We start from the raw sequence: 22,756 nt of genomic DNA, 5'->3' as shown, positions 1-22,756 counted from the left end.
CGACAGACAGGAGCCCGCATGTCTCAGAAACACGCCCGGCACGCGGCGCCCAAACCCAACCGGAGCACCAAGGCGCTTCGCACGGTCCGGTTCTGGCTGGCGCCGATCGTTATCACCCTGGCTTTGATGTCCGCGCTGTCCGCGCTGTACCTGGGCGGCATTCTGAATCCGACAACGAACCTGCGGCATTTCCCGATCGTGATCGTCAACCAGGACGCCGGCCCGTACGGTAAGCAAATCGCCGACGGCATGGTGGGCAGCCTGGACAAGGAGAAGTTCGACGTACGGTTGGTGACGCAGGCCGAGGCGAAGCAACTGCTGGACCGGGCCCAGGCGTACGGCGAGCTGGTCATTCCGCCCGGGTTCTCCTCGCAGTTGCGGGACCTCGGTGAGAGCGCGGTGACCGCCAATCGCGCCGAGCGGCCCTCCATCACCATCTCGACCAATCCGCGGGCCGGCACGCTGGGTTCGAGCATCGCGAGCCAGACCTTCACCCAAGCCATCGGCGTAGCGAACGGCAAAGTGGGCGAACGGCTTTCGGCGGACGTGGCAGCCCAGACCGGCGGTGCGCCACTGGCCGGCGCATCGGTGCTGGCTCTGGCCAACCCGATCGATGTCAAAGTCAACGTGTACAACCCGCTACCCAACGGCACCGGTAACGGGCTGTCCGCGTTCTACTACGCCCTGCTGCTGCTGCTCGCCGGGTTCACCGGCAGCATCGTGGTCAGCACACTGGTCGATTCGATGCTCGGTTATGTACCAGCCGAATTCGGCCCCGTCTATCGGTTCGCCGAGCAGGTGCACATCTCCCGATTCCGCACCCTGTTGGTCAAGTGGGGACTGATGGTGACCCTGGCGTTGCTGACGTCGGGCGTCTATATGGCGATAGCCCACAAGCTCGGCATGCCGATTCCCCAGGGCTGGCAGCTGTGGCTGTTCGGGGTGTTCGCGATCAGCGCGGTCGGCATCACGTCCAGCTCGCTGATCGCGGTGCTGGGTTCGATGGGCCTGCTGGTCAGCATGTTGATCTTCGTGATCCTGGGCCTGCCGTCTGCGGGCGCGACGGTGCCGCTGGAAGCCACTCCTTCGTTCTTCCGCTGGCTGGCCGAGTTCGAGCCGATGCATCAGGTGTTCCTCGGCGTGCGGTCGCTGCTGTATCTCAACGGCCATGCCGAAGCCGGCCTGTCCCAGGCGCTGCTCATGACCGCCATCGGGCTGGTCATCGGCCTGCTACTGGGCGGCATCGTCACCACGCTGTACGACCGCAAGGGCTTCCACCGGATCCAGGGAGCGGTCGCGCTGGCGATCGCCGCCGAACACCAGGCGCAGCATCAGGCGCGCAAGCGCAAGGAGGCACAAGCCGAGAAGACCCAGCCCGAGCCGGAGCCGGGGCCCGAGCCGGAGCCGGGCCCCGAGCCGGAGTCCGAAACCAAAGCTGAAACCGAGCCCGAGCCAGCACCCGAGATGGACGCGAAGCCCGAAAGCCCAAGCGAGAAAACGTAATTCCGGCGCGCCCTAACCGTCACGCACCTGTTACCAAAGTTGACAGTGTGACAGATGTGACTAATCCTTGGATGGTTGTTCCGGATTTCGCGGCCGAAAGGGCTCCCCGTGCTGACCCCATCCGCGGTCTTGCGCAGGCTGACGGCGAGCTTCGCCGCGCTGACATTCTGCGCTGCCCTCGCTGTCACCGCGGGGCAGCCGGTCGCTCACGCCGCCGATGCCCGGGAGATGCTCGAGCAGGCCATCACCACCACCAAGGGTTCCTACCTGGTGTACAACTTCGGCGGCGGCCATCCGATGCCGCTGCTCGACGGGTCCGGCCACTGGTACGAGATGAACAACGGTGGCCACCTGATGATCATCAAGAATGCGTCGTCCCGGCTGCAGCCTCACCTGTTGGTCGACACCCACCGGGGTGACCAGGCCCGCTGCGAGAACAACCCGGGCGCCCGCACCGGCGAGGGGCTGTGGCAAGCCTCGGAGATCTACCCGCCGCTGCAAGCGTGGCAGCGCATGGGGCAACCCACGATCGCCATCAACGCCAACTTTTTCGATGTCCGGGGACAGAAGGGCGGTTCCTGGCGCAGCACCGGCTGCAGTTCCCCGCTGGGCGCTTTCGTGGACAACACCAACGGCCAGGGCCGCGCCAACCAGGCCGTCACCGGCGCCGTCGCCTATCCCGGCAAGCAGGGCCTGTCCGGCGGTAACGAGTCCTGGACCTCGCTGACGACGATGATCCTGCCGGCCGGGGGTGCGCCATACGTGTTGCGGCCCAAGGGCAGAGAGGACTATGACCTGGCGACCCCGGTCGTCGAGGACCTGCTGAACAAGAACGCCAAGTTCGTCGCGGTGGCCGGGATCGGCCTGCTGTCGCCGGGCAACACCGGGCAGCTGCACGACGGGGGGCCCAGTGCAGCACGGACCGCGCTGGCCTACGCCAAGCAGCGCGACGAGATGTACATCTTCGAGGGCGGCAGCTACACCCCCGACAACATCCAGGATCTGTTCCGCGGCCTGGGCAGCGACACCGCGGTGCTACTCGATGGCGGAGGCTCGTCGGCGATCGTGCTGCGCCGCGACACCGGTGGCATGTGGGCCGGCGCAGGGTCGCCGAAGGGTTCGTGCGACACGCGTCAGGTGCTGTGCGACTCGCGCGAGCGGGCGCTACCCAGCTGGCTTGCGTTCAACTGAGTCGGGCCCGTACCGGAAGATCAACAGACTGGTCGCCACGACCGCCGCCGCCAGCGCCAGCACCGGTGCGACGGTGATCCAGGTGAGCGTGGCGCCGACCACCGCTCCGGCGCACATCGTGCACACCACGCTGTAGCGCAGCTTCTCACGCTGTCCGGTTCCGCCCGCCAGCCGGCTGTCCACGCCGAGGCCGACGATCGTCGAGGTCAGCACCGTGGTGGTGAGCTCCTGAATACCGAACTGCCGGGCGGTGGAATGCTGCACGCCGTACGCGATCGCCATGCCGCCGATCAGGACGAGCTTGGTGTTGTCGTGATAGTGCAGCACCCCGGTGCCCGCTAGCACCGACAGGGCCGCCAGCAGCATCGCCTCGCTGCCCAACGCGGCGGTCAGCCACGGCCTGGTGCGCTCACCGAAGTGCCGCATCAACCGTCCGCCGATGATGGTGCCGGTGACGAAGGTGGGGAACGCCACGACGGCGGCGGTGAGGTCCACGGTGGTGTTGGGCGCGAACCAGAAGCCCAGGAAGATCACGTTTCCGGTCATGTTGGCGACGAACACATGCCCCAGCACCAGCACACTGATCGCGTCGGCCAGCCCGGTCGAAAACGTCAGCAACAGTAGCGCCGTCACGGTCAACCGGTTGGACACCGGGGACGACACGACCATTGCCGAACCGCTATCCGCTACAGGTGCGGGGTCACATCCAGCTGGGTGACGGTGGTCATCCGGGTCACCTTCCAGCGGTCGTCGTCGCGCTTCATCACCAAGCGGTAGGACAGGTATTTCAGCGCCGGGATGTTCTTGGTCAGCGGGCTGGTCGTGGTGGTGTTGGTGTACACGATCGCGACGGCGTTCGGGCCGTCCAGCGACTCGACCGCCACGCCGGTCACCTCGGTGGAGTTGGTGACTTTCGCCTGCTTGTTGGGTGCGGCGATCTGGTCGACGAACTTGCGGTACTGGGCACCGAAGTCCCCGGAGAGGTAGTTCGCGGCGCGGTCGGCCAGGCTGTCCATGTTCTCCGGCGTGTAGCTCCACAGCGTGGTGATCGCGTTCGCCGCTGCGCGCGCCACCTTCAGCTTGACCTCGATGGTGGCCCGCTCGGCCAGGTAGGGCTGGACCGTCGCCCCGGCGAAGGCAGCGGAGCCGACGAACAGGGCCGCGATCAGCGCGAACACCGCGGCCAGCCGCCGCCCGGTCCGCTTCTTCTTCTGTTTCTTTTCCTTGGGAGCTGCCTCGGTAGCCGCGGTGTCCTCGGACTCGTCCGTGGTGTCTTCCTGAGCTTCTTCGACGGTCTCGGTGGTCTCTGCGGCGTCGTCTGTAGCCTCGGCTTCCGTGGCTTCGGCTTCCGTCGCGGCTTCCGTCTCGTCGTTGACGGTCAGATCACCTGCTGCAGGTTGCTGATCTTCCACTGATTCCCTTCCTGCTTAGCTGTTGCCGACCAACGGTTGGTGTTCTCGAAGACCTGCTTGCCGTCCGGCGACTTGGAGGTTACGTCGGTCGCAACCAGCACGGTGACGCTGCCGTCGTCGTTCCATCGTTCTACGCCGGCCTCCAGCACCGTGCCGGTGGCCCGCTCCGCGCGCGCCACCTGCAGCAGGATCTCGTTGGCCTTCTCCTCGTACTGCTTGTGAAAATCGCCGGTGGCCTGGGCCAGCACCCGGTCGATGTAGTCGTTCGCGTGGAACGGGTCGATCGAGGTGAAGCCGGTCATGAACCACTTCACGTAGTTGACCGCCGACGTCTCCCGCTCGGCGGCACGGTCGCGCGTGAGGTGGTCGGCCAACATCAGCGTGGATACCGTGATCGCCGCAACCATCACCAACGCGGCGAAGGTCGAGACGAGCTGCAGCTCCCATCGCCGCCGCGGGATCGGCCGGGCAACGAGCAGCGATTCCTCACCGGGCTTGAACTTGCGGCGCGGGCTCATTTCGGATTCTCCGGTGGCTTCGGCTTGGCCAGGACGGTGAGATCGTCGACGCGCCAGTGCTGCTGGGAGTCTTTGGCGAATTTCACCCGGACGCTGGCGGTGATGTAGCGAACGTCGTTCCCGGCGCCGCGCCGGCCCTGCATGAACAGCAGCATCGTGGCTCGATCCGCCGTCGCCGACAACACCGAGCTGGCCGATACCCAGTACTCATTGATGACCGGGTGGCCCTTCTCCACGGTCCGCTGCTGGGCGGCCAGCTCCGGACGGTATCGATCGGTCGTCAATGCCAGCGCGCGGGCGAAGTCCTCGTGCAACGTGGCCGGGTCGTAGGTCAGCATCTGGGCGACCAGCTTGGGGCCCTGTGTCGAGATCTCAGCGCGGGCGCGGTCACCGGCCTGCGCCTCGGCGTAGACCGCCTGGTAGCCAATCCCGGTGGCGTCCAGGCACAGCGTGGCTGCGACCAGGAGCGTCACCGCGATCCACTGCCTAACCTTGGCGGGTCGCTCGTGCGGGACGACCCGAAGCACCTCGGTGCGGGCGAGCATGTCGGCGAAGGTGCGGCGCTCGGAATCCCACAGCGGCCACAGCCAGCCGATCAGCAGCGCCGCGGTGTCGATCAGGTGCGCGAACTCGCGGACCAGCAGCCGCCACGGGCCGATCTGCGTGCCGTCACACCGGACCACCGCGATGCCGAACAGTGCGCGGCCCAGGCTCCAGCCGGTGATGGTCGGCAGCAGCAACCGGTTGACCAGCACCAGCAGCACGACGGCCGCCAGGACCGACACGCATGCCCACCACCACAAGCTGCGCGCCGGCAGTGCAAACGAGGTCAGCGTGAGGGTGGCGATCACCGCGAGCCCCGGCAGGACGTCCACGCAGAACGCGGCGGCCCGCAACCGCCATGGCGCCGCGGCCTTCTCGGGTAGGTCCTGCGCGGTGTCCGTGGTCGGGATGTCTTCGACCACCACCGTCACTTGGTCACCTGGTCGAGCTTGGAGATCTTGTAACTACCCTCCGTCGGCGTCATCTTCACCCGCAGGCGGTAGCCCGTCTCCTGGTTCTGCGCCTCGTCGTTGGAGACCTTTACGCGCAGCGCGACGAGGATGTCGACGGTGCCGTCCGGGTTGTTGCGCTCGACGGCGGCACGCATATCGGACACCTGCAGATGCACGTTGGCGGCCTGGTAGGCCTGCACGAGCATGCTGCTGTACAGCAGCGCCTGGGTGCGGTACTGGTCGGTGCCGCAGTCGATGATCTTCTGTTCACTGGCGGCCATGCTGCTGGTGTCCGGCGCCTGGGTCGCGGCGACGCAGTCCTTGGCTATCTGCAGGGCCTGCGCGTCGTTGCGCGCAAACGTCTGGATTTCCTGATGGGACCGCAACGCGAAATATCCGCCGGCCCCGATACCGCCGGCGGCCAACAGCAGCAACGCCGCCACTCCGGCGAGCCAGGTGCGATTCACCCGCGAGGGGCGGCGTTCCACGATCGGGTGCTCCACGCCCGGTTCGTCGGCGGGAGCTTCTGCAGATTCCTCGGACCCTTCGGCCACGTCAGCCGCTTCAGCCGCCTCGGACGCCTCGGTCTCCGAAGCGTCGGGCTCAGCCTCGGCCGCTGTGGTCTCGGAATCCTCGTCCGTCGCCGTGGCCGTCAGTGAATCGTCCTCGCCGATGGGGTTCAGCCGGCTGGTGCCAGCATCTCCTTCCATCCGTCGTCTCCTGTTTTGGTTGAGTTTTCGACGGAGTATTTAACGCCGTCGGGCCCCACCAGCTCGCCGCTCTGTGGGCTGTAGACCGCCGAAGGGGGTCCGCCCGGAGTGTAGACGCAGGGGTTGGGCTGTTGGCCGTTGCACTGCACTGCCCCGGTGCCGGGGCGGGTCAGCGGGTCGCTCATCGGCGGTGGTGTCAACCCGCCCGGTGGCAGCCGGTCGGCCGGCATGGGATTGATGCCGTTGTTCACCGACGGTGCCGGGGCGACCAGGCCGGGCTTGACCGGCTGGTCACACCGAGCCGCCGGCGCCGGGCAGCTGAGCAGCTGGTTCGGGTCGCCGTACCACGGGTTGGTACCCGCGGGTTCATACGGCTTGGTGCTACGGCACTCCCGGGGTGTGGCGGCTCGCTTGCCTGGCACGTCGACACAGGGGATGTTGCGCGAGCCGCGCACGCTGTTGGCCGGGGTATCCATCGGGATCTTGCAGTACGTCCCTACCGGCAACGGCTGCGGGCTGGTGTCGGCGAACGACCGCCACTGCTCGGCCGGGATGAAACCGGTCAGACACGGCGGCGGCTGGTTGATCGCCAGCGCCAGGTCCAGGGCGGCCATGTTCGGGAACGGCGCGGCCACCGTCTGCGCGATCGAAGCGCCCTGCGGCAGGAACACCAGCACCTGCTCGAGACCCTTGTGGTAGCGCTTCAGCAGGTCGAACACCACCTCGAGATTCGCCAGCGTCTGCGGCAGCGAATCCCGCACGTCGGTGAACACCTCGTTGACCTGGTCAGCCGTCGGCGCCGCCTGGGTCAGCACGCTGCGCAGGTGCTGGTCCTCGGCCGCGCTCTGGGCCGCCAGCGTGTTGAGGTTGCGCGCCCACCGCTCGATGGCGCTGCCCGAGTCGACCTGGCTCTGCAGGATCGGACCGGAGTGCTGGATGATGTCGTTGATGTCGCCGATCTGGTTGTGGAAGTCGCCCACCAGCGCCTGAGTGGCGTCGGTCAATCGCTGCAGCGCCGGACCCAGTCCACCGACGGCCAGGGCGGTTTCGTCGAGCAGCTTCGGGATCTTCTCCTTGGGCAGCACTTCCAGCCCGCGGTTTGCCGTATCCAGCGCCGGACCGATCTCGCTGGGCACCGTGCCCTTGGTGATCGTCTGACCCGAACGGAAGAACTGTCCGGGGTTGCCTTCCGACACCAGGTCCAGGTACTGCTCACCGACCGCCGACACCGAGTGCACGTTTGCCGTGGCGTCGATCGGGATCTTGTACCGACTGTCGATGCTCAGGATCGCCCGGGCACCGGTGGGGGTCGGCTCGACCGCGTCGACCTTGCCGATGGTGATGCCACGGTAGGTCACGTTCGCCGTCGGGTACAGGCCACCCGAGGCGGGCAGGTCGGCCTTCAGGTCGTAGCGCCCGATCCCGACCAACGTCGGCACCTGCAGGTAGTAGATGCCCAGCACGGACAAGGCAACCACGGTCAGGGCCAGGAAGATCCACAACTGGCGCTTGATGAACGGTGTCAGCATTGGCCTCGCTCCGCCCTTTCCACCAGCGGTCCACCCGGCGCGTCGTTGGGGTTCGACGTGTAGCGGACGTCCGGGATCATCGACTCGGGGTCGCGGCCGAACGACTGCTCGATCGCACGCAGCACACCGCTGAACCCGGTGCCCGTCAGCACGGCGTTGTCGACTGCGCTGAGCGTGACGTCAAGTGTGGCGTTCACGTTCTGGTAGTCACCGCGGAAGATCTTCGGCACCGCGTCGATGTCGAACGGCTGCGTCAGGATCAGCTTCAGTGCGCCGATCAGGTACGGCGAACCCTTGCCGAGTTCCCGCAGCGGGCACTGCAGTGATTCCAGGTCGGTGTGCAGGTTGCTGCGCGCCTCGCCGAGGTACTGGTCGGCCGCCGAGCTCAACCGGCCCACCGAGTCCACCGCGTTGATCAGCAGGTTCTTCGTGTCGGCGAAGTGCTTGAGCAACGGCGGGAAGTCGGTCAGCACCCGTTCCAGCACATCGTTGCGGTTGCCGACGTAACTCAGCAGCCGGTTGGTCGAGTCGATGGCATGGGTGATGTCGTCGCGCTGCTCGTTGAGCTGGCGGGTGAAGGTGTCGAGCTTGTTCAGGAAGCCGCGGATCTGCTCGCCGCGCCCCTTGAAGATCGCGTAGATCTCGTTCTGCAGCACTTCCAGGTTGGGAATGCCGCCGCCGCGCAGGATTAGCGAGACCACGGCCAGCGTCTGCTCGATGTTGGGGTACACCGACGAATTCTTCAGCGGGATCGTGTCGCCGTTTCTTAGCTGTCCCTGCGGTTGCTCCGGCGAGATCAGCTCGACATGCTGTGAGCCCAGCAAACTGGTCTGGCCGATCTTCAGCAACGCGTTCTTCGGCAGCTTGACGTCCTTCTTCAAGCCCAGCGTCAGCGTCGCGACCCAGTTTTTCAGCTCGATCTTGCGGATCGAGCCCACCTCGACGTCGGCGACCATCACCTTGCTGTTGCCGTTGATGGCCAGGGTGTCGGGGACCTGCGCGTAGACGACGTAGGCGCCGTCGCCGCTGCCCGGTGCGCCCGGGATCGGGACCTGCGAGATGCCCTTCCACCCACAGGAACTCAGCAGCACCGCGCACACCAACAGCACGAGAACCTGCCAGCTCCGGTAGCGGAACTTACGTAGCAAGCCCATCACTGTCCTCCTGCCTCAGCGGGCAGCGGTGCGCCGACCGGTGCTGGGGGCGGCGGTCCCGGTGCGGCGGGTGTCGGAGCGACCGGCCCGGGGACGACGTTCGGCCCTGGTGCCGGCGGCGGTACCGGTACCTGTGCGTTCAGCGCGACCGGCGGCACCACGGGGTACTCGTCGTAGGCGTTGGGCGGTCCCGGCGGCGTCTGCAGCGTGGACTGAACCGGCTCGATGTCCGGCCCACCCATCAGCTCGGCCAGTGACTCCGGCGTCAGCAGACCAGCGGTGATCGGACCCACCTGCGTGCCCTGCATGCCGGGCGCCACGATCCAGCCGTGCTGGGTGTTGCGGTGCGACAACGGGGTGTCCGGCACCCAGATACCTGGCACGGTGGTGTCCTTGTAGCCGTTGGGCGGCTGCAACCGCGGCTCGGAGTAAGCGACCATCTTCGGCAGGATCTCGGCCGTGCTGAAGGTGTTCAACCCGAACGGGAAGTAGTTGAACTTGATCGCGTCCAGCACCGGGGCCAGGTACTGCGCACACAGCTCCGCCGACTCCTGGTAGCCCAGTCGGCTACCCGCCTGCACCGAGCTGCAGATGAACTGCATCGGGTTGGCGAAGCTGGTGATCTCCGGGACGGCCACCACCGAACCGTGCGAGGGGTGGTAGATCATGTTGACGTTCGCCGCGGCCGTCGGCAGGACGTGCAGCGCGGTCTCCAGCCCGTTCAGCGGTTCGGGCTGCAGGAGCGTGTTCGTCACCGTCGCGAGGTTGTTGATGTCGTGCGTCAACACCTCCCGGTTCTTGTCCAGGAACGGGCGCACGGTGGTCAGCAGGCTGTCCAACTGCCGCAGTGCGCTGGCCAGCGCCTGGTCCGAACTGGCCAACCGGCCGGTGACGTCCGCGAGGTTCTGGTTGAGCGCCACGAACTGCTTGTCGTCCTGATGCAGCGCGTTGACGAACAACGCCAGGCTCTTGACGACCGCGAAGAAGTCGCCGCGACCCTCGTTCAACGCGGTCAGTGCCTTCGACAAGTTGTCCAGCGTGGAGTTGAGTTGCTTGCCCTTGCCGGACAGGCCGTTCGCGAACGACTCGATGACCTCACCGAACGGACCCTTGGGCTGCGCTTCGGTGGGCCCCAGCTTGGAGATGATGTTGGTGATGCTGTTGCGCAGTTCGTCCCACTCCACCGGCACCTGCGTGCGCTCGAGCGGGATCACCGCGTTGTTGGCCAGCGCCGGACCACCCTTATAGGGCGGCTCCAGCTGAATGGCCCGCGAGGCGACCAGCGTCGGGTTCAGGATCACCGCCGAGGCGTTGGCCGGCACCTTGTACTTGTTCTCGTAGTGGAAGGTGACCTTCATCTTGTCGCCGGCCGGTTCGATCTTGTCGATCCGGCCCACCTTCATGCCCATGATCTGGACCTTGTCCCCGGCGTACAGCGCCTGCGCCTGGGAGAAGTACGCGACCACGGTGTTGTTGGTCAGCTTCTGGTACAGCTGCCAGCCGAAGTAAGCGGCCAGCAGGGCCAGGACCAACACCAGTGATCCGATGACCACCGTGGTCCGGGACATCCGGGGGAGCCGGATGTTGCGGACGTCAAAGATGGTGCTCAATTCTCGCTACCTCCCGCTGCGCCGCTACCGCCGGTGCCACCGGGGTTGATGAACGGTGCCGGTAACTGGTTGCCGGGTCCAGGTGGTGCCGGCGGTCCCGGGGGCAGTCCGGGCGCGAATGTCGACGGTGGTCCCACCGGTCCCGCCGGTCCCAGCGGCTCGGTGCGCGAGCCCGGTGGGGAGTTCGGCGGCAGCGGCACGGGCGTGCCAGGCACGTCCGGTGCCGGGTCACCCGGCCGTCCGGCGATCGGGATGCCCGGTGCCGGCTGGACGCCGTTGGGGTTCGGCGGCGAGGCCTGGACATCCAACGGTGCCGGGAAGCCCTGGCCACCGAACGGTCCGATGTTGAGCCCGAGGCATGGCAGCGGGTTCTCCGGCCGCGGCAGCCCGTCGGCGGGCGGCGTGTACGAGCAGGGCGTCCCAGGCGGGACGGCCGGTCCCGGGTGCTCCGGGGTGCCTTCCAGCACCGGTGGTGCCGGTGGCGGCGCACCGTTGGGGAACCGGGTGCCGTTCGGGTCGGGGAACCGGTAGGCGGGCAGCCCGGCACTGCGCCAGAACTGCTCGGGGTCCAGGCCACGCTTCTTGAAGGCAGCGTCGATGAACGGCTGGATGATCTGCCCGGGCACCAGGTTGTGGATGACGACCTTGAAGAACGGTCCGGAACCGATCGCCTCGTTCAGTGACGGCAGGAAGCCGCCGACCATGAGCAACCCGTTAGCCACGTCTTCTTTGCGCTCGACGAGCAGGTCGCTGACGGTGCGCAGCTGCTCGAGCACGTGGTTGAGGTTCGGGTTGTCGTTGATCAGGCCCTGCACCTGTGTGGAGAACGAGGCGACGTTGCTCAGCAGCGCGTCGATCGCGCGGCCGCGCTCGTTGAACGCGGCGAGCAGGGTCTTGGCGTTGACCAGCAGCCGGTCCACCTGCTGGCTGCGGTCACCGAGGACGCTGGCCACCTGGTTGGCCTGGGCGAGCAGGTGCTTGATCTCATCGTCACGCTTGCCAAGCGTGTCGGAGAACCTGGAAACGCCGTCCAGCGCTGGGCTCAGTTGTGGGTAGGTCTGGTCGATGGTTTCCGACAGCACGTGCAGCGACTTCTTGACCGTGTCGATGTCCCAGCCCGTGGCCGCCTTGGTGACGTCCAGGAAGGCGTCGTAGATCTGGTAGGGCGTGGTGCTCTGCCCCAGTGGCAGCACGCCGTTCGGCCGCAGCGGCTGGTTGCCGCGCGCCTCGATCTCGAGCACCTTCTTACCGAGCAGGGTGTCGGTGCGGATGTTCAGCCGGCTCTCCGTGCCGATGCTCTCGGTGCCGATTTGAAACTTCATCACGATGTGGTCGCCATCGATCTTGATGGCCTCCACCTTGCCGACGTCCATGCCGGCGATGCGGACCTTGTCGCCCTTGTTGATGCCGCCGGTGTCGGTGAATTGCCCGTAGTAGTAGGGCTTGGCCATCAACATCGGCACGCTGGTGAAGCTCTGGCCCACGCCGATGACCAACAGGGTCACCACGATGCCCATGAGGCCGATCTTCAGCCGGTTGGGCGGTTCCAGGGTTCTCATTGGGGCGCGCACCTTCCAGTCGGCTGGTGGAAGAGCCGGACGGTGCGGACCGGCCCACCGGGCTGCAGGCCATTGATCCGGAGGCTGATGTCGCAGGAGTAGAAGTTCACGAAGTCGCCGTAGGAGCCGATGCCGCGCCCGATCAGGTTCAGCGCGGTCGGGACCTTGTGCAGGAAGTCGTTCAGTTCCTGACGCTGGTCGATCAGCGGCTGCTGGACGGCGTCGAGGTAGTTGATCGCCTTGTGCAGCAGCGCGCGGTCCTCGGACAACAGGTCGGCCACCGTCCCGGCGGCGTTGCTGATGTTCGCGGTTCCCGCCGCGAGCGGGTCGGCGTGGTCCTTCAGCCCAGTGATCAGCACCTCGAGGTTGTTGACGGTCTGGTCGAAGTCCTTGCGGTGCCGAACCGTGGTGTCCAGCACCGTGTTCAGGTTCTTGATCACTTCGCCGATCGCCTGGTCACGCTCGGCGAGCTGCGAGGTGAGCTGGGCGGTCTGATTGAGGATGTCGTTGATCGTGCCGCCCTGGCCCTGGAAGACGGTGATGAGCGAGGCGGCGATCGTGTTCACCTTGTCCGGGTTCAGCGCCCGGAACACCGGCTTGAAGCCGCCGATCAACGCGTCCAGGTCGAGCGCCGGAGAGGTGCGCGAGAGCGGGATCATTCCACCCGCCGGCATGATCTTGTCCGAACCGTCGCCCTCGCCACGCTTGAGCTCCAGGTAGCGGTTGCCGATCAGGTCGAGGTAGCGGATCTGCGCGGTGGTCGACTGGTAGAGGGGGATCGCGCGGTCGACGTTGAAGTTCACCTTCACGCGCTTGCCGCCGTCGACGAGTTCGACCTTGCTGACCTTGCCGATTTCCACCCCGGACGCGCGGACGAACTGGCCGTTGCGTAGCCCGCTGATGTTGCTGAATTCAGCGGTGTAGGAGTTCGTCCGGTCGAAGCGGATCTGACCGAACACGATGATGATCATGATGCTGAACAGCAGCAGCACGAGCGCGAAGGCGCTGAGTTTGACGAGGGTCCCGGTGATTTTCATGGGTTGATCGTGTTATCCCCTACTTGACGGCCCCAGACGTACTCGAGTACGTAGGGCGAACCGGTGTCCAAGTGGTTATAAGGCGCGATGCTGTTCCCGGTGTCCATGACCAGCTCGGGGGCCGGCCAGAGCTGACGGGTGATCTGCTGCCAGCAACCGGGCGCACCGCCCGGCCCACCGCGGGCGTTAACGCGCGGCAAGTTCTCTGGGTAGGTGTAGGGGTTCGGTGCCCCACCGATGAGGCCCGCCGCCAGCCCGCCGACCTGCGACAGCAGCAGCGGTACCAGCGACACGGGGTTCAGCAACGCGCCCAGCGCCGAGAGGATCTGGGAGTGGCTGTTCAGTGAGTAGCCGTTGCCGCCCAGGAACTGGAAGGCCTTGGGCTCGATGTCGTGGTAGTTGCGCAGCGTGCAGTACAGCTCGGGGCTGTAGGTGTCCAGCAGCTGAGCGGTCGGCACCAGGTCGGCCGCGCCCCGGGCCAGGTAGGGTCCACCGCGCTCGAAGATGTCGGCGCCGGTGTTGCCGAAGCCGGCCGCCGCGAGCAGTGCCTGGTCGAGGTCACGCTGCTGGGCGTTGATCGTGCGGGCCGTGGGCACCGAGTTGTTCAGGAAATCCAACAGGTCGGGCGCGGCGTTGGCGTAGACGTCACCGAGGGCCGCCAACTGCTGGATGTCGCGCCGGGCCTGTGGCATCTGCGGGTTGATGTCGTCGAGGATCGCGTTGCCGTTCACGATCGACTGCCCGAACCTGTCGCCCAATCCGGTCAGGGCCTGCGCGGCCGCGCTCAGGGTGAGGTTCAGCTTGACCGGGTCAACCTTCTCCGAGATCGAGGTCAACGTCTGGAACACCGTGTTGATCTCGGTCGTCACAGCCGAGGCGTGCAATTCGCTCTTGGCGGTGAGGTGACCGCGAGAGATGACGTTGCCTTGCGAGTCCTTCGGAGTGGTCAGCGACACGTACTTGCCGCCGAACACCGTGGTCGCCTTGATCTGCGTGTCCACGTTCTCCGGGATGACGCCCTTGGAACCCAGGTACTGCGGGTAGATCTCGAGGGTGAACTTCGCCGCCGGCTTGCCGTTGCGCTGGACCTCCTGGATTTCGCCGACCCGACCGACCTGAACACCGTTGTAGGTCACCTTCGAGCCGGGGTCCATCACCAAACCGGCCCGGTCGGAGTACATCGTCAGATTGGTCTTCTTGGTGAAGTCACCGCGGAACTGGAAGTAGACCAAGGTGAAGATGAGTAGCAGCACCAGGAAGGCTGCCAGGCCCACCGTCTTGTAGGGCGGCGACTTGATCTTGTTGGTTTTCAACGGACCTGTCATGGCGCTACACCGTCAGTGCGAAGTTGGGGTTGACGCCGTAGAGCGCCAACGCGGCGGACAGAACGACGATCTGTACCGATACCAGCGAGAAACGCATCGACCGGCCGACGGCCTCACCGACGCCGACGGGGCCGCCGCCGGCGTTGTACCCGTAGTAGCAGTGGGTCACCATGACGATGGCCGCGATGATGATCGCCTCCAAAAACGACCAGAAAACGTCGTCGGGGCGTAGGAACGTTCGGAAGTAGTGCTCGTAAGTTCCCGTCGACTGGCCGTACAGCGCGGTCGTGACGATCTGGGGGGACAGGAACGACATGATCATCGCCAGCGCGTAGAGCGGAATGATCACGACCAGCCCGGCGACGATGCGCGTCGACGTCAGGTACGAGACCGACTTGATGCCCATCACCTCCAGGGCGTCGATCTCCTCACTGATCCGCATTGCACCGAGTTCGGCCGTCGCACCGGCACCGACGGTCGCCGCCAGCGCGATGCCCGTCACCACCGGCCCGGCAATGCGCACATTGATCAGCGCGGAGAAGAACCCGGTGAACGCCTCGACGCCGATGTTGCCCAGCGACGCAAAACCCTGGATGGCCACCAGCGAGCTACCGGACAACGTCACGAAGCCCACGATCGCGGCGGTGCCGCCGACGACAGCCATCGCGCCGGTGCCCATGCCGATCTGGGCGATCAGGCGCAGCGTCTCCTTGCGGTAGTTCTTGATCGCGTGCGGGATCTGGCCGAGGCTGGTGAGGAAGAACCAGGCGAGCTGCCCCGATTCGTCGACTCCCCGGGTGACCGCGCCCGCGTAGCGGTTGACGTTGGCTACCGCCTTCGGGAACCGCGCCTTAACTACCGTCGATGTCGACATGTCAGCGCCCCGTCCCGAATCGAACCCCGATCGTGGTCAAGATGACGTTGACCGCGTACAACGCGACCACGCAAAGCACCACGGTTTCGTTCACCGCGGTCCCCAGACCCTTGGACCCGCCGCGGACGGTGAGGCCGCGGTAGCAGCCGACCAGGCCGGCGATCAGGCCGAACGTCGCTGCCTTGATCATGGCGATCAGCACCTCGGGCAGCCCGGTGATGGTGGTGAGTGTGGCCAGGTAGGCCCCGCCGGAAACGTTCTGCAGGTACACGCCGAATAGGTATCCGCCGACCAGACCCACGGTGATCACCAGCGCGTTGAGCAGGGTGGCGACCACCGTCGCGGCGATCACCCGGGGCACCACCAGGCGGTGGATCGGGTCGATGCCGAGCACCTCCATGGCGTCGATCTCTTCGCGGATGGTGCGCGCGCCGAGGTCGGCACAGATGGCGGTGGAGCCGGCTCCGGCGACCACGAGCACCGTGGTCAGCGGACCGAGCTGGGTGACGGCGCCGATCGCCGCGCCCGCACCGGACAGATCGGCGGCGCCGAACTGGGCGAGCAACACGTTCAGCGTGAAGATCAGCAGCACGGTCAGCGGGATCGAGACCATGATCGTCGGCAGCAAGGCGACCCGCATGATGAACCAGCACTGCAGGATCAGTTCGCGCCACTGGAACGGCCGGCGGAACAGTGCCGCGCCGGTCAGAACGCACATCCGGAAGAAACCGCCGATCATCGTCAGCGGCGTCTCGAGTTGATCGCGCAGATAGCCCACCAGGCGGGGACGCGAGGATGAGGATGTCGTCACGATTGCCCCCTCACAGCGGAAGCAGAAATGCGACGGCGCTGCGGCGGATGGTGTCGCACGCCTCCTCCTTGCCCCGACCCAAAGTGTGTGACCAACGGCTCCCTACCGACAGGTAGTAACGGAGACCACAGGAATGTACCCGATGGTCGGCTAGGTGTGTATACCAAGTCGGCAATTGGTGTCACGTCAGCACCTGGCAAACATTTTCTGGCCCGTCGACTTCCTCTCATAACGCAGAACCCGTTGACGCAGAACGGTTTTCGGAGTCGGCCCGGGCCCCGTACCGCAAACGCAATTCAGTTTTAAGGACCTTCCCGGCGGGGTTGCGGGGCAGGGCGTCTACGATCTCGAGCGCCTTGGGATGCTTGTAGCGCGCAAGCCGCTCGGTCAGGTACTCATCTAGCTCTTCGATCGAGAGGGGTCCGTCCGTTACAGCGGCGACCGCGATCGGCACTTCGCCCCATTTTTCGTCGGCCCGGCCGATGACGGCGACCTCGACGATGCGGGGGTGACCGGCGAGCACGTTCTCCACTTCGGCGCAGTAGATGTTCTCGCCGCCGGAGATGATCATGTCCTTCTTGCGGTCGACGACCCATACGTAGCCGTCGGCGTCCATCCGGACCAGATCCCCGGAATGGAACCAGCCACCGGCGAAGGCTTCCGCGGTGGCCTCCGGGTTGTTCCAGTACCCGCTCATCAATGTCGGTGCGCGGTAGACGATCTCACCGACCTCGCCGATCGCCACGTCATTCATGTCGTCGTCGACGACGCGGGCCGCGACTGTCGGGATCACCCGGCCGACCGAGCCGCGTTTGCGGATGGCGTCGTCGCCGAGCAGCATGCAGGTGACCGGCGACATCTCCGTTTGGCCGAAGGCAGCCAGGATCTGCGTGCCCGGGAAGATTGCGGACATCTGCCGCAGCAACACATCTGGCGCCGGCGCCGCGCCCCACGACATCACCCGCAGCCGTAAATCCCGCGGTCTGGCCTGCTGCTCTGCGCATACCGCCTGCCACTGCGCGGGCACCAGGAACAGGCCGGTGACCTTTTCGGCTTCCAGCACGTCGAGGAGCTGCCCGGGATCGAACGCGCCCAGTGGATAGATCACCGTCGGCAGGCCGAGCAGCATCCCGGAAAGCAGGTTGCCGACGCCGGCGATGTGGAAAAGCGGGACACCGATGAAGCCGACGTCGTTATTCAGGTCGACGCCGCTGGTGTACAGCATCGTCATCGTCTGACCGGTCAGATTGGCGTGGGTGAGCACCGCACCCTTGGGCCGGCCGGTGGTACCGGAGGTGTACATGATCAGCGCCGGCGAGTCATTGGGGATGTCCACCGGCTCGGGCTCATCGCCCGCCTCATTCATAAGGTCTTCATAGAAGAGGACATCGTCGTCGCGCGTCGCCCCGGCGGCATGCCCCGCGACGATCACCGATTCCAGCAACGGTGCGATCCCCCGGACACCCGTTGCCACCGGAGCAAGCACCGACTCGGTGATGATCAGCCGGGCGCCACTGTCCTCCACCAGGAGGGCGATCTCGCTCGGGGTGAGCCGGAAATTGAGCGGGACGGCGATAGCGCCGAGCAGGTTGGCCGCCAGCACCGATTCGACGAACTCGGTGCGGTTCAGCATCAGGATCATCACCCGATCGCCGCATCCGACGCCGCGACGATTCAGCGCGCCGGCCAGCGCCACCACCCGTTGCCGCAGTTCAGCCCACGTCACTGTGCGCCCGAGGAATCTCAGCGCCGGGGCCTGCGGCTGCATCATGGCGTGCCGCTCGAGCTGATTGACCCAGTTCTGGCGCCGGGCGCGATAGGGCTGCTCGAGAGCGAGGCCCTTAGCCTGTTCGGACTTCTCAGTCCGGTGGCTGGCCAGTTGCGCGGTCAACTAGTTCCCCTCAAGTCCCTTAGCTGTCTTCCGTTTACATACGCACCGCTTGCGCCAGGCTGATATTTGATAAAACATGTGTTGTCTGGGTCACATTAACGGGCCTGGAAGTCCTTAACAAGAGCCGAATAAAGACCCGATACGCCGCTGAAAGGCCTGGCAGGCCACGTGAACGCACCTCTTTCGGCTGCCCCGGAGCAGAAGTCCCGGAAGCGCCGTCCACTGCGCCGGGCACAGCTGTCCGATGCGGTGGCGGGCCACCTGCGCGCCGCGATCATGTCCGGGACGTTGCGGCCCGGCACCTTCATCCGGCTGGACGAGACCGCCGCCGAGCTCGGGGTGAGCATCACGCCGGTGCGCGAGGCATTGCTGAAGTTGCGCGGCGAGGGGATGGTGCAGCTGGAGCCGCACCGGGGGCATGTAGTGCTGCCGCTCACCCGCCAGGACATCGAAGACATCTTCTGGCTGCAGGCCACCATCGCGCGGGAGCTGGCCGTCACCGCCACCGACCGCATCACCGAACGCGACATTGCCGAGCTCGAACGGATCAACGACCTGCTCGCCGCGGCCGTGTCAGCCGCCGACACCGAAGCCATCGCCTCGCTGGAGTTCTCTTTCCACCGGGTGTTCAACCAGGCCAGCGGCCGGATCAAGCTGGCCTGGTTTCTGCTGAACGCCGCGCGCTATATGCCGGCGCAGCTGTACGCCGCCGATCCGCAGTGGGGAGCGTCAGCGATCGACAACCATCGCCGGCTGATCGCCGGGTTGCGGGCCCGGGACGCCGTCGCGGTGGTCGAGCACACGGTGTGGCAGTTCACCGACGCGGCCCGCCGGTTGACCGAGACGCTGGACCGGACCGGGATCTTCAGTTCATAGTGGCGACCCGCAGCGCCCGGCTACACCGCCCTTGCGATCCCCACTTTCATAGTGGCGACCCGCGGCGCCCGGCTACGCCGCCCTTGCGATCGCCACTAGTTCAGCTAGCCAGTTGCTCGGCCCGCTGCTTGACGTTGGCGGCCAGCTGGTCCAGCACCTGGTTCAGCAGCATCTTCGCCATCGGGGCGGGCACCGGCATGCTGGGTTCCACGTCGATGTCGACCGTCAGCAGGCTGCTGGCGCCGGTGGCCACCACACTGAACAGCTGCTCCTGCTTGGCGAATAGATCGCCCTGCTGCATCACGGTCTGGATCTGGTTTTCGCCCGGGTAATAAACGGCGTGGATGTAGACGCCTTCGAAGCCGTTGAGATTGGTGTCCAGCCGGACCTGGCTGGCGCGGCCGTCGTCGTAGCGGGCCAACACCCAGGCGCCCTTGACGCCTTCGTTCCATTCCGGGTACCGCTCGATGTCGGAGACGATGCCCATGATCGCGCCGGCGTCGGCATTGACCTCGACCGTCTTGCTCATAACTGGCATTGGCGAAGCATACGTGCGGCAAACGATGGCTAATTCAGGCAGGCGGTGGCCAGTAGGGAGCGGATGACCTCGGGAATCGGCACCGGCCTGCGGCCGACCCGGTCAACGTAGACGTGCACCCAGTGACCCAGCGCGGCGATCGGTCCGGGCTCGCCGGTTGCTGGGTCTTGCTTCCAGATCGCCAGGCGGTAGGTGACGCTGCTGCGCCCCAGTCGCGTCACCGCCAACCCCACGCTGAGCCGCTCCGGGAAGGCCAGCTCGACGAGATACCGACAGCCCGATTCCGCGACGATGCCCAGCTCCGGGATGGTCAACGGGTCGACGCCCGCGCCGCTGGCGATCCAGCCGTTGATCGCGGTGTCGAAGAGCTGGTAGTACACCGCATTGTTCAGGTGCCCGAACATGTCGTTGTCGGCCCAGCGGGTGAGAACCGGCCAGTGCACCGGAAAGTCGGCGCTGGTGAGATCGTTCGCGTCCGGCACTGACGTCATGGTTGTATTCCAACATGTTTGGCATCCGGGGCGCGGTGCTGCAGCGCATCGGAGCCCCCCGCCCGTACGCCGAATCCCGGCCGATCAGCATCGTCGACGTCGACCTGGACGGGCCCGGTCCCGGCGAAGTTGCGGTACGCATCGAGGCCGCCGGCATTTGCCATTCGGACCTGTCGGTGGTGGACGGCAACCGGGTCCGGCCGGTGCCGATGCTGTTGGGCCACGAAGCTGCGGGGATCGTGGAGGCCCTCGGTGAGGGCGTGGCGGACCTGGCCGTCGGTCAGCGGGTGGTGCTGGTGTTCCTGCCGCGCTGCGGCCACTGCGCGGGCTGCGCGACCGAGGGCATGACGCCGTGCATACCGGGCAGCGCCGCCAACAACGCCGGGACGCTGCTCGGCGGCGGCATCCGGCTGGGCCGGGAGGGTCACCCGGTGTATCACCACCTCGGGGTGTCGGGCTTCGCGACGCACGCCGTGGTCAATCTGGCCAGCGCGGTGCCGGTGCCGTCCGACGTGCCACCCGGCGTCGCGGCGCTGCTGGGCTGTGCGGTGCTGACCGGCGGGGGCGCGGTGCTCAACGTGGGCAATCCCCGGCCGGGCCAGTCCGTGGCGGTGGTGGGGTTGGGCGGTGTGGGCATGGCCGCGGTGCTCACCGCACTCACCTACGACGGCGTACGAGTGATCGGCGTGGACCAGTTGCCCGAAAAGCTCGCCAAGGCAGCCGCTTTGGGCGCGCACGAAACCTACACTCCGGAACAGGCGGCAGGCATCAAGGCCGATGTAGTGGTGGAAGCCGTCGGGCACCCGTTGGCATTGGAAACCGCGATCGGGATCACCGCGCCGGGTGGGCGCACGATCACCGTGGGACTGCCCCGTCCGGATGCCCGGATCAACCTGTCACCGTTGGGTTTTGTCGCCGAAGGCCGGTCGCTGATCGGCAGCTATCTCGGATCGGCGGTACCCAGTCGCGATATTCCCCGGTTCGTCGCGCTGTGGCGCTCGGGCCGGTTGCCGGTGGAATCCCTGGTGTCGTCGACGATCCGGCTCGAGGACATCAATCAGGCGATGGACCACTTGGCCGACGGCACCTCCGTACGCCAGCTCATCACCTTCTGAACGCCCGCGACAGGGCGTCGCCTTGCAGCGCGAACAGGCGCTGCGACGCATGCCATTCCGGCAGCAGCGAATCGAACCCGTGACAGGCGCCGGGAAAGACGTGCAGTTCGGCGGAGACACCGGCGCGCAGCAGCCGCCACCCGTACTCCACCGCTTCGTCGCGAAACGGGTCGATCTCGGCGCAAGTGATCAAAGCCGGTGCCATGCGGTTCATTTGGGATCGCCGGGCCGGCACCGACTGTGCACTCGGTGACTGACCGGCCAGATAGTGGCGCCACATCAATTCGGCGCCCTCGCCGTCGAACGCGGGAGTCGCCCGGAATTCGGTTTTGGACGCGGTGGGGCGATCGTCGAGTACGGGTTGATGGAGCAGCTGAAATACCACCGGCGGTGACTTGCCGTCCGCAGCCCGGTGCGCCAGGCCCGCGGCGAGGGCGCCGCCCGCGCTGCTGCCCGCCACGGCCATCCTTGCTGAGTCGATGCCCAGTCGGGTTGCGTTGTCCGCCAGCCAGTTCAGCACCGCGGCGGCGTCATCCAGGGCTGCCGGGAAAGGGTGCTCGGGTGCCAGCCGGTAGTCGACGGACACCACGCAGCAGCGTCCGCGGCGGGCGAGTTCCAGGCACTGCCGGTGGTCGGTATCGAGGTTGCCCAGCGCAAACCCGCCCGCGTGGCAGTAGACGACCGCCGGCGCCTGTGTGCCGCCGCATCGATAGATGCGCACCGGCACACTGGCGGCAACCTCATGTTCGACCCGCACGCCCGCGGCGTCATGGTGCGCCTGCGCGCGCCGCTGGTTCATCGACTCACGGATCAGCGGGATCGCGTCGGCGGTGAAGACGGTGCGGGTCACCGCGACTTGGCGCAACTCCGGGTCCAACCGGTCGACCTGCCTGACGCTCAGCGGATCTGCAGGCATTGCCCACCGTCGACGACCAACTCAGCCCCGGTGATGAACGACGCCTCCTCGGAGACCAGGAAGGCGACTGCATCGGCGACTTCGGCGGGACGGCCCAGCCGGCCGAACATCGCTACCGCGGCAAGCCGCTGCTGGACGGCGTCGTCGAGCATCGGCGTGGCGATCGGTCCGGGCAGGACGGCGTTCACGCGGATGCCGGCTGGGCCGAGTTCGGCTGCGGCCGTCTGGGTCAGGCCCCGCAGCGCCCACTTCGCCGAGCCATAGGCACAGTGCTGCGGGAACGGGCGGACCGCGCCGGTGCTGCAGATGTTGACGATCGCCGCGCCCTCCTGCAGATATGGCAGCGCGGCTTGCATACCCAGGAACGCGCCGAAACAGTTCACCCGCCAGGAGTTTTCGAAGTCCGCTGGGGTCTCGTCGGCGAGTGCGGCGCGGTGCAGCAGGCCGGCGTTGTTGACCAGCGTCGTCAGTCCGCCGAATCGGTCGACGGTAGCGGCGACGGCGGCCTCCCACTGCCGCTGATCGGTGACGTCCAGCGCGATGCCGAGCACCGCGTCGTCCGCTGCTCTCCTCACCGCTGCGCCCAGTTCGTCGGCTCGGACGTCGACGGCCGCGACGAAGTAGCCGCGGTCTCGCAGCCGCTGCACGATCGCCCAGCCCTGCCCGCCGGCGGCTCCGGTGACCAATGCGACTCGCGTCAT

The 22,756-nt window shown here is 66.5% G+C and carries 22 protein-coding genes; 4 read left to right on the top strand and 18 right to left on the bottom strand.

The window, feature by feature from the left end; all coding sequences use genetic code 11:
• The first annotated feature begins 18 nt into the window (after positions 1-18).
• Complete coding sequence (locus tag A5645_RS06010; RefSeq protein ID WP_065128892.1) at positions 19-1,503, top strand: YhgE/Pip domain-containing protein; 1,485 nt, start codon at positions 19-21, stop codon at positions 1,501-1,503.
• An 84-nt stretch (positions 1,504-1,587) separates the two neighbouring features.
• Positions 1,588-2,694, top strand: coding sequence for a phosphodiester glycosidase family protein (locus A5645_RS06005; RefSeq protein WP_172830477.1), 1,107 nt, complete (start codon positions 1,588-1,590; stop codon positions 2,692-2,694).
• Here the strand turns inward: A5645_RS06005 and A5645_RS06000 are convergent.
• The 14 genes from A5645_RS06000 to fadD5 form a co-directional block, all read right to left on the bottom strand.
• On the bottom strand, positions 2,668-3,363 hold the full coding sequence (locus tag A5645_RS06000; protein WP_065128891.1) for a YoaK family protein: 696 nt from the start codon (positions 3,361-3,363) through the stop codon (positions 2,668-2,670). The two genes, A5645_RS06005 and A5645_RS06000, sit on opposite strands and share 27 nt — an antisense overlap.
• Positions 3,364-3,380: 17 nt before the next feature.
• Entirely contained in the window at positions 3,381-4,106 is a 726-nt protein-coding gene (locus A5645_RS05995; RefSeq protein ID WP_065128890.1) for a mammalian cell entry protein, read from the bottom strand.
• On the bottom strand, positions 4,073-4,624 hold the full coding sequence (locus A5645_RS05990; protein WP_065128889.1) for an Rv1363c family protein: 552 nt from the start codon (positions 4,622-4,624) through the stop codon (positions 4,073-4,075). Before A5645_RS05990 ends, A5645_RS05995 begins: the two co-directional genes overlap by 34 nt.
• The gene (locus A5645_RS05985; RefSeq protein ID WP_065128888.1) at positions 4,621-5,598 is read right to left on the bottom strand and encodes an RDD family protein; all 978 of its coding nucleotides are present in this window, start codon (positions 5,596-5,598) and stop codon (positions 4,621-4,623) included. Before A5645_RS05985 ends, A5645_RS05990 begins: the two co-directional genes overlap by 4 nt.
• Positions 5,595-6,329: an Rv1363c family protein gene (locus A5645_RS05980; RefSeq protein WP_065128887.1), complete on the bottom strand. Its 735-nt coding sequence runs from the start codon at positions 6,327-6,329 to the stop codon at positions 5,595-5,597. The genes A5645_RS05985 and A5645_RS05980 overlap by 4 nt, the downstream gene beginning before the upstream one ends.
• The gene (locus A5645_RS05975; protein WP_065128886.1) at positions 6,299-7,858 is read right to left on the bottom strand and encodes a virulence factor Mce family protein; all 1,560 of its coding nucleotides are present in this window, start codon (positions 7,856-7,858) and stop codon (positions 6,299-6,301) included. The genes A5645_RS05980 and A5645_RS05975 overlap by 31 nt, the downstream gene beginning before the upstream one ends.
• On the bottom strand, positions 7,852-9,012 hold the full coding sequence (locus A5645_RS05970) for a virulence factor Mce family protein (protein WP_065128885.1): 1,161 nt from the start codon (positions 9,010-9,012) through the stop codon (positions 7,852-7,854). The genes A5645_RS05975 and A5645_RS05970 overlap by 7 nt, the downstream gene beginning before the upstream one ends.
• Positions 9,012-10,622: a virulence factor Mce family protein gene (locus tag A5645_RS05965; RefSeq protein WP_065128884.1), complete on the bottom strand. Its 1,611-nt coding sequence runs from the start codon at positions 10,620-10,622 to the stop codon at positions 9,012-9,014. Before A5645_RS05965 ends, A5645_RS05970 begins: the two co-directional genes overlap by 1 nt.
• The gene (locus A5645_RS05960) at positions 10,619-12,181 is read right to left on the bottom strand and encodes a virulence factor Mce family protein (RefSeq protein ID WP_065034645.1); all 1,563 of its coding nucleotides are present in this window, start codon (positions 12,179-12,181) and stop codon (positions 10,619-10,621) included. The genes A5645_RS05965 and A5645_RS05960 overlap by 4 nt, the downstream gene beginning before the upstream one ends.
• Positions 12,178-13,218 carry a virulence factor Mce family protein gene (locus tag A5645_RS05955; RefSeq protein WP_065034646.1) on the bottom strand — a complete coding sequence of 347 codons (1,041 nt, stop codon included), beginning with the start codon at positions 13,216-13,218 and terminating at the stop codon, positions 12,178-12,180. The genes A5645_RS05960 and A5645_RS05955 overlap by 4 nt, the downstream gene beginning before the upstream one ends.
• Positions 13,215-14,543, bottom strand: a complete 1,329-nt coding sequence (locus A5645_RS05950; protein WP_065034647.1) for an MCE family protein — start codon at positions 14,541-14,543, stop codon at positions 13,215-13,217. Before A5645_RS05950 ends, A5645_RS05955 begins: the two co-directional genes overlap by 4 nt.
• Positions 14,544-14,547: 4 nt before the next feature.
• Entirely contained in the window at positions 14,548-15,417 is an 870-nt protein-coding gene (locus tag A5645_RS05945) for an MlaE family ABC transporter permease (protein ID WP_065034648.1), read from the bottom strand.
• Between the two features lies 1 nt (position 15,418).
• Positions 15,419-16,156: an MlaE family ABC transporter permease gene (locus tag A5645_RS05940; RefSeq protein WP_390176232.1), complete on the bottom strand. Its 738-nt coding sequence runs from the start codon at positions 16,154-16,156 to the stop codon at positions 15,419-15,421.
• 298 nt (positions 16,157-16,454) lie between these two features.
• Positions 16,455-18,119 carry a fatty-acid--CoA ligase FadD5 gene (fadD5, locus tag A5645_RS05935; RefSeq protein WP_065128883.1) on the bottom strand — a complete coding sequence of 555 codons (1,665 nt, stop codon included), beginning with the start codon at positions 18,117-18,119 and terminating at the stop codon, positions 16,455-16,457.
• 168 nt (positions 18,120-18,287) lie between these two features.
• Here fadD5 and A5645_RS05930 point away from each other — a divergent pair, with 168 nt between their 5' ends.
• Positions 18,288-18,995 (top strand): GntR family transcriptional regulator, encoded by a 708-nt coding sequence (locus A5645_RS05930; protein ID WP_065128882.1) that lies wholly within the window; start codon positions 18,288-18,290, stop codon positions 18,993-18,995.
• Positions 18,996-19,095: 100 nt separating this feature from the next.
• Here A5645_RS05930 and A5645_RS05925 read toward each other — a convergent pair whose 3' ends face one another.
• Both A5645_RS05925 and A5645_RS05920 read right to left on the bottom strand, forming a co-directional pair.
• Positions 19,096-19,533, bottom strand: coding sequence for an SRPBCC family protein (locus tag A5645_RS05925; protein WP_036361427.1), 438 nt, complete (start codon positions 19,531-19,533; stop codon positions 19,096-19,098).
• 29 nt (positions 19,534-19,562) lie between these two features.
• Positions 19,563-20,024, bottom strand: coding sequence for an acyl-CoA thioesterase (locus A5645_RS05920; protein ID WP_065128881.1), 462 nt, complete (start codon positions 20,022-20,024; stop codon positions 19,563-19,565).
• Between the two features lie 14 nt (positions 20,025-20,038).
• Here A5645_RS05920 and A5645_RS05915 point away from each other — a divergent pair, with 14 nt between their 5' ends.
• Positions 20,039-21,139 (top strand): alcohol dehydrogenase catalytic domain-containing protein, encoded by a 1,101-nt coding sequence (locus tag A5645_RS05915; protein WP_065128948.1) that lies wholly within the window; start codon positions 20,039-20,041, stop codon positions 21,137-21,139.
• Here A5645_RS05915 and A5645_RS05910 read toward each other — a convergent pair.
• On the bottom strand, positions 21,129-22,055 hold the full coding sequence (locus A5645_RS05910; RefSeq protein ID WP_065128880.1) for an alpha/beta hydrolase: 927 nt from the start codon (positions 22,053-22,055) through the stop codon (positions 21,129-21,131). The two genes, A5645_RS05915 and A5645_RS05910, sit on opposite strands and share 11 nt — an antisense overlap.
• Complete coding sequence (locus A5645_RS05905) at positions 22,037-22,756, bottom strand: SDR family NAD(P)-dependent oxidoreductase (RefSeq protein WP_065128879.1); 720 nt, start codon at positions 22,754-22,756, stop codon at positions 22,037-22,039. The genes A5645_RS05910 and A5645_RS05905 overlap by 19 nt, the downstream gene beginning before the upstream one ends.

It is taken from the genome of Mycobacterium asiaticum (assembly GCF_001673635.1).
Lineage (GTDB): Bacteria > Actinomycetota > Actinomycetes > Mycobacteriales > Mycobacteriaceae > Mycobacterium > Mycobacterium asiaticum_C.
The sequence above is the reverse complement of the archived record's forward strand: the minus strand, read 5'-3'. Positions and strand labels throughout refer to the sequence as shown.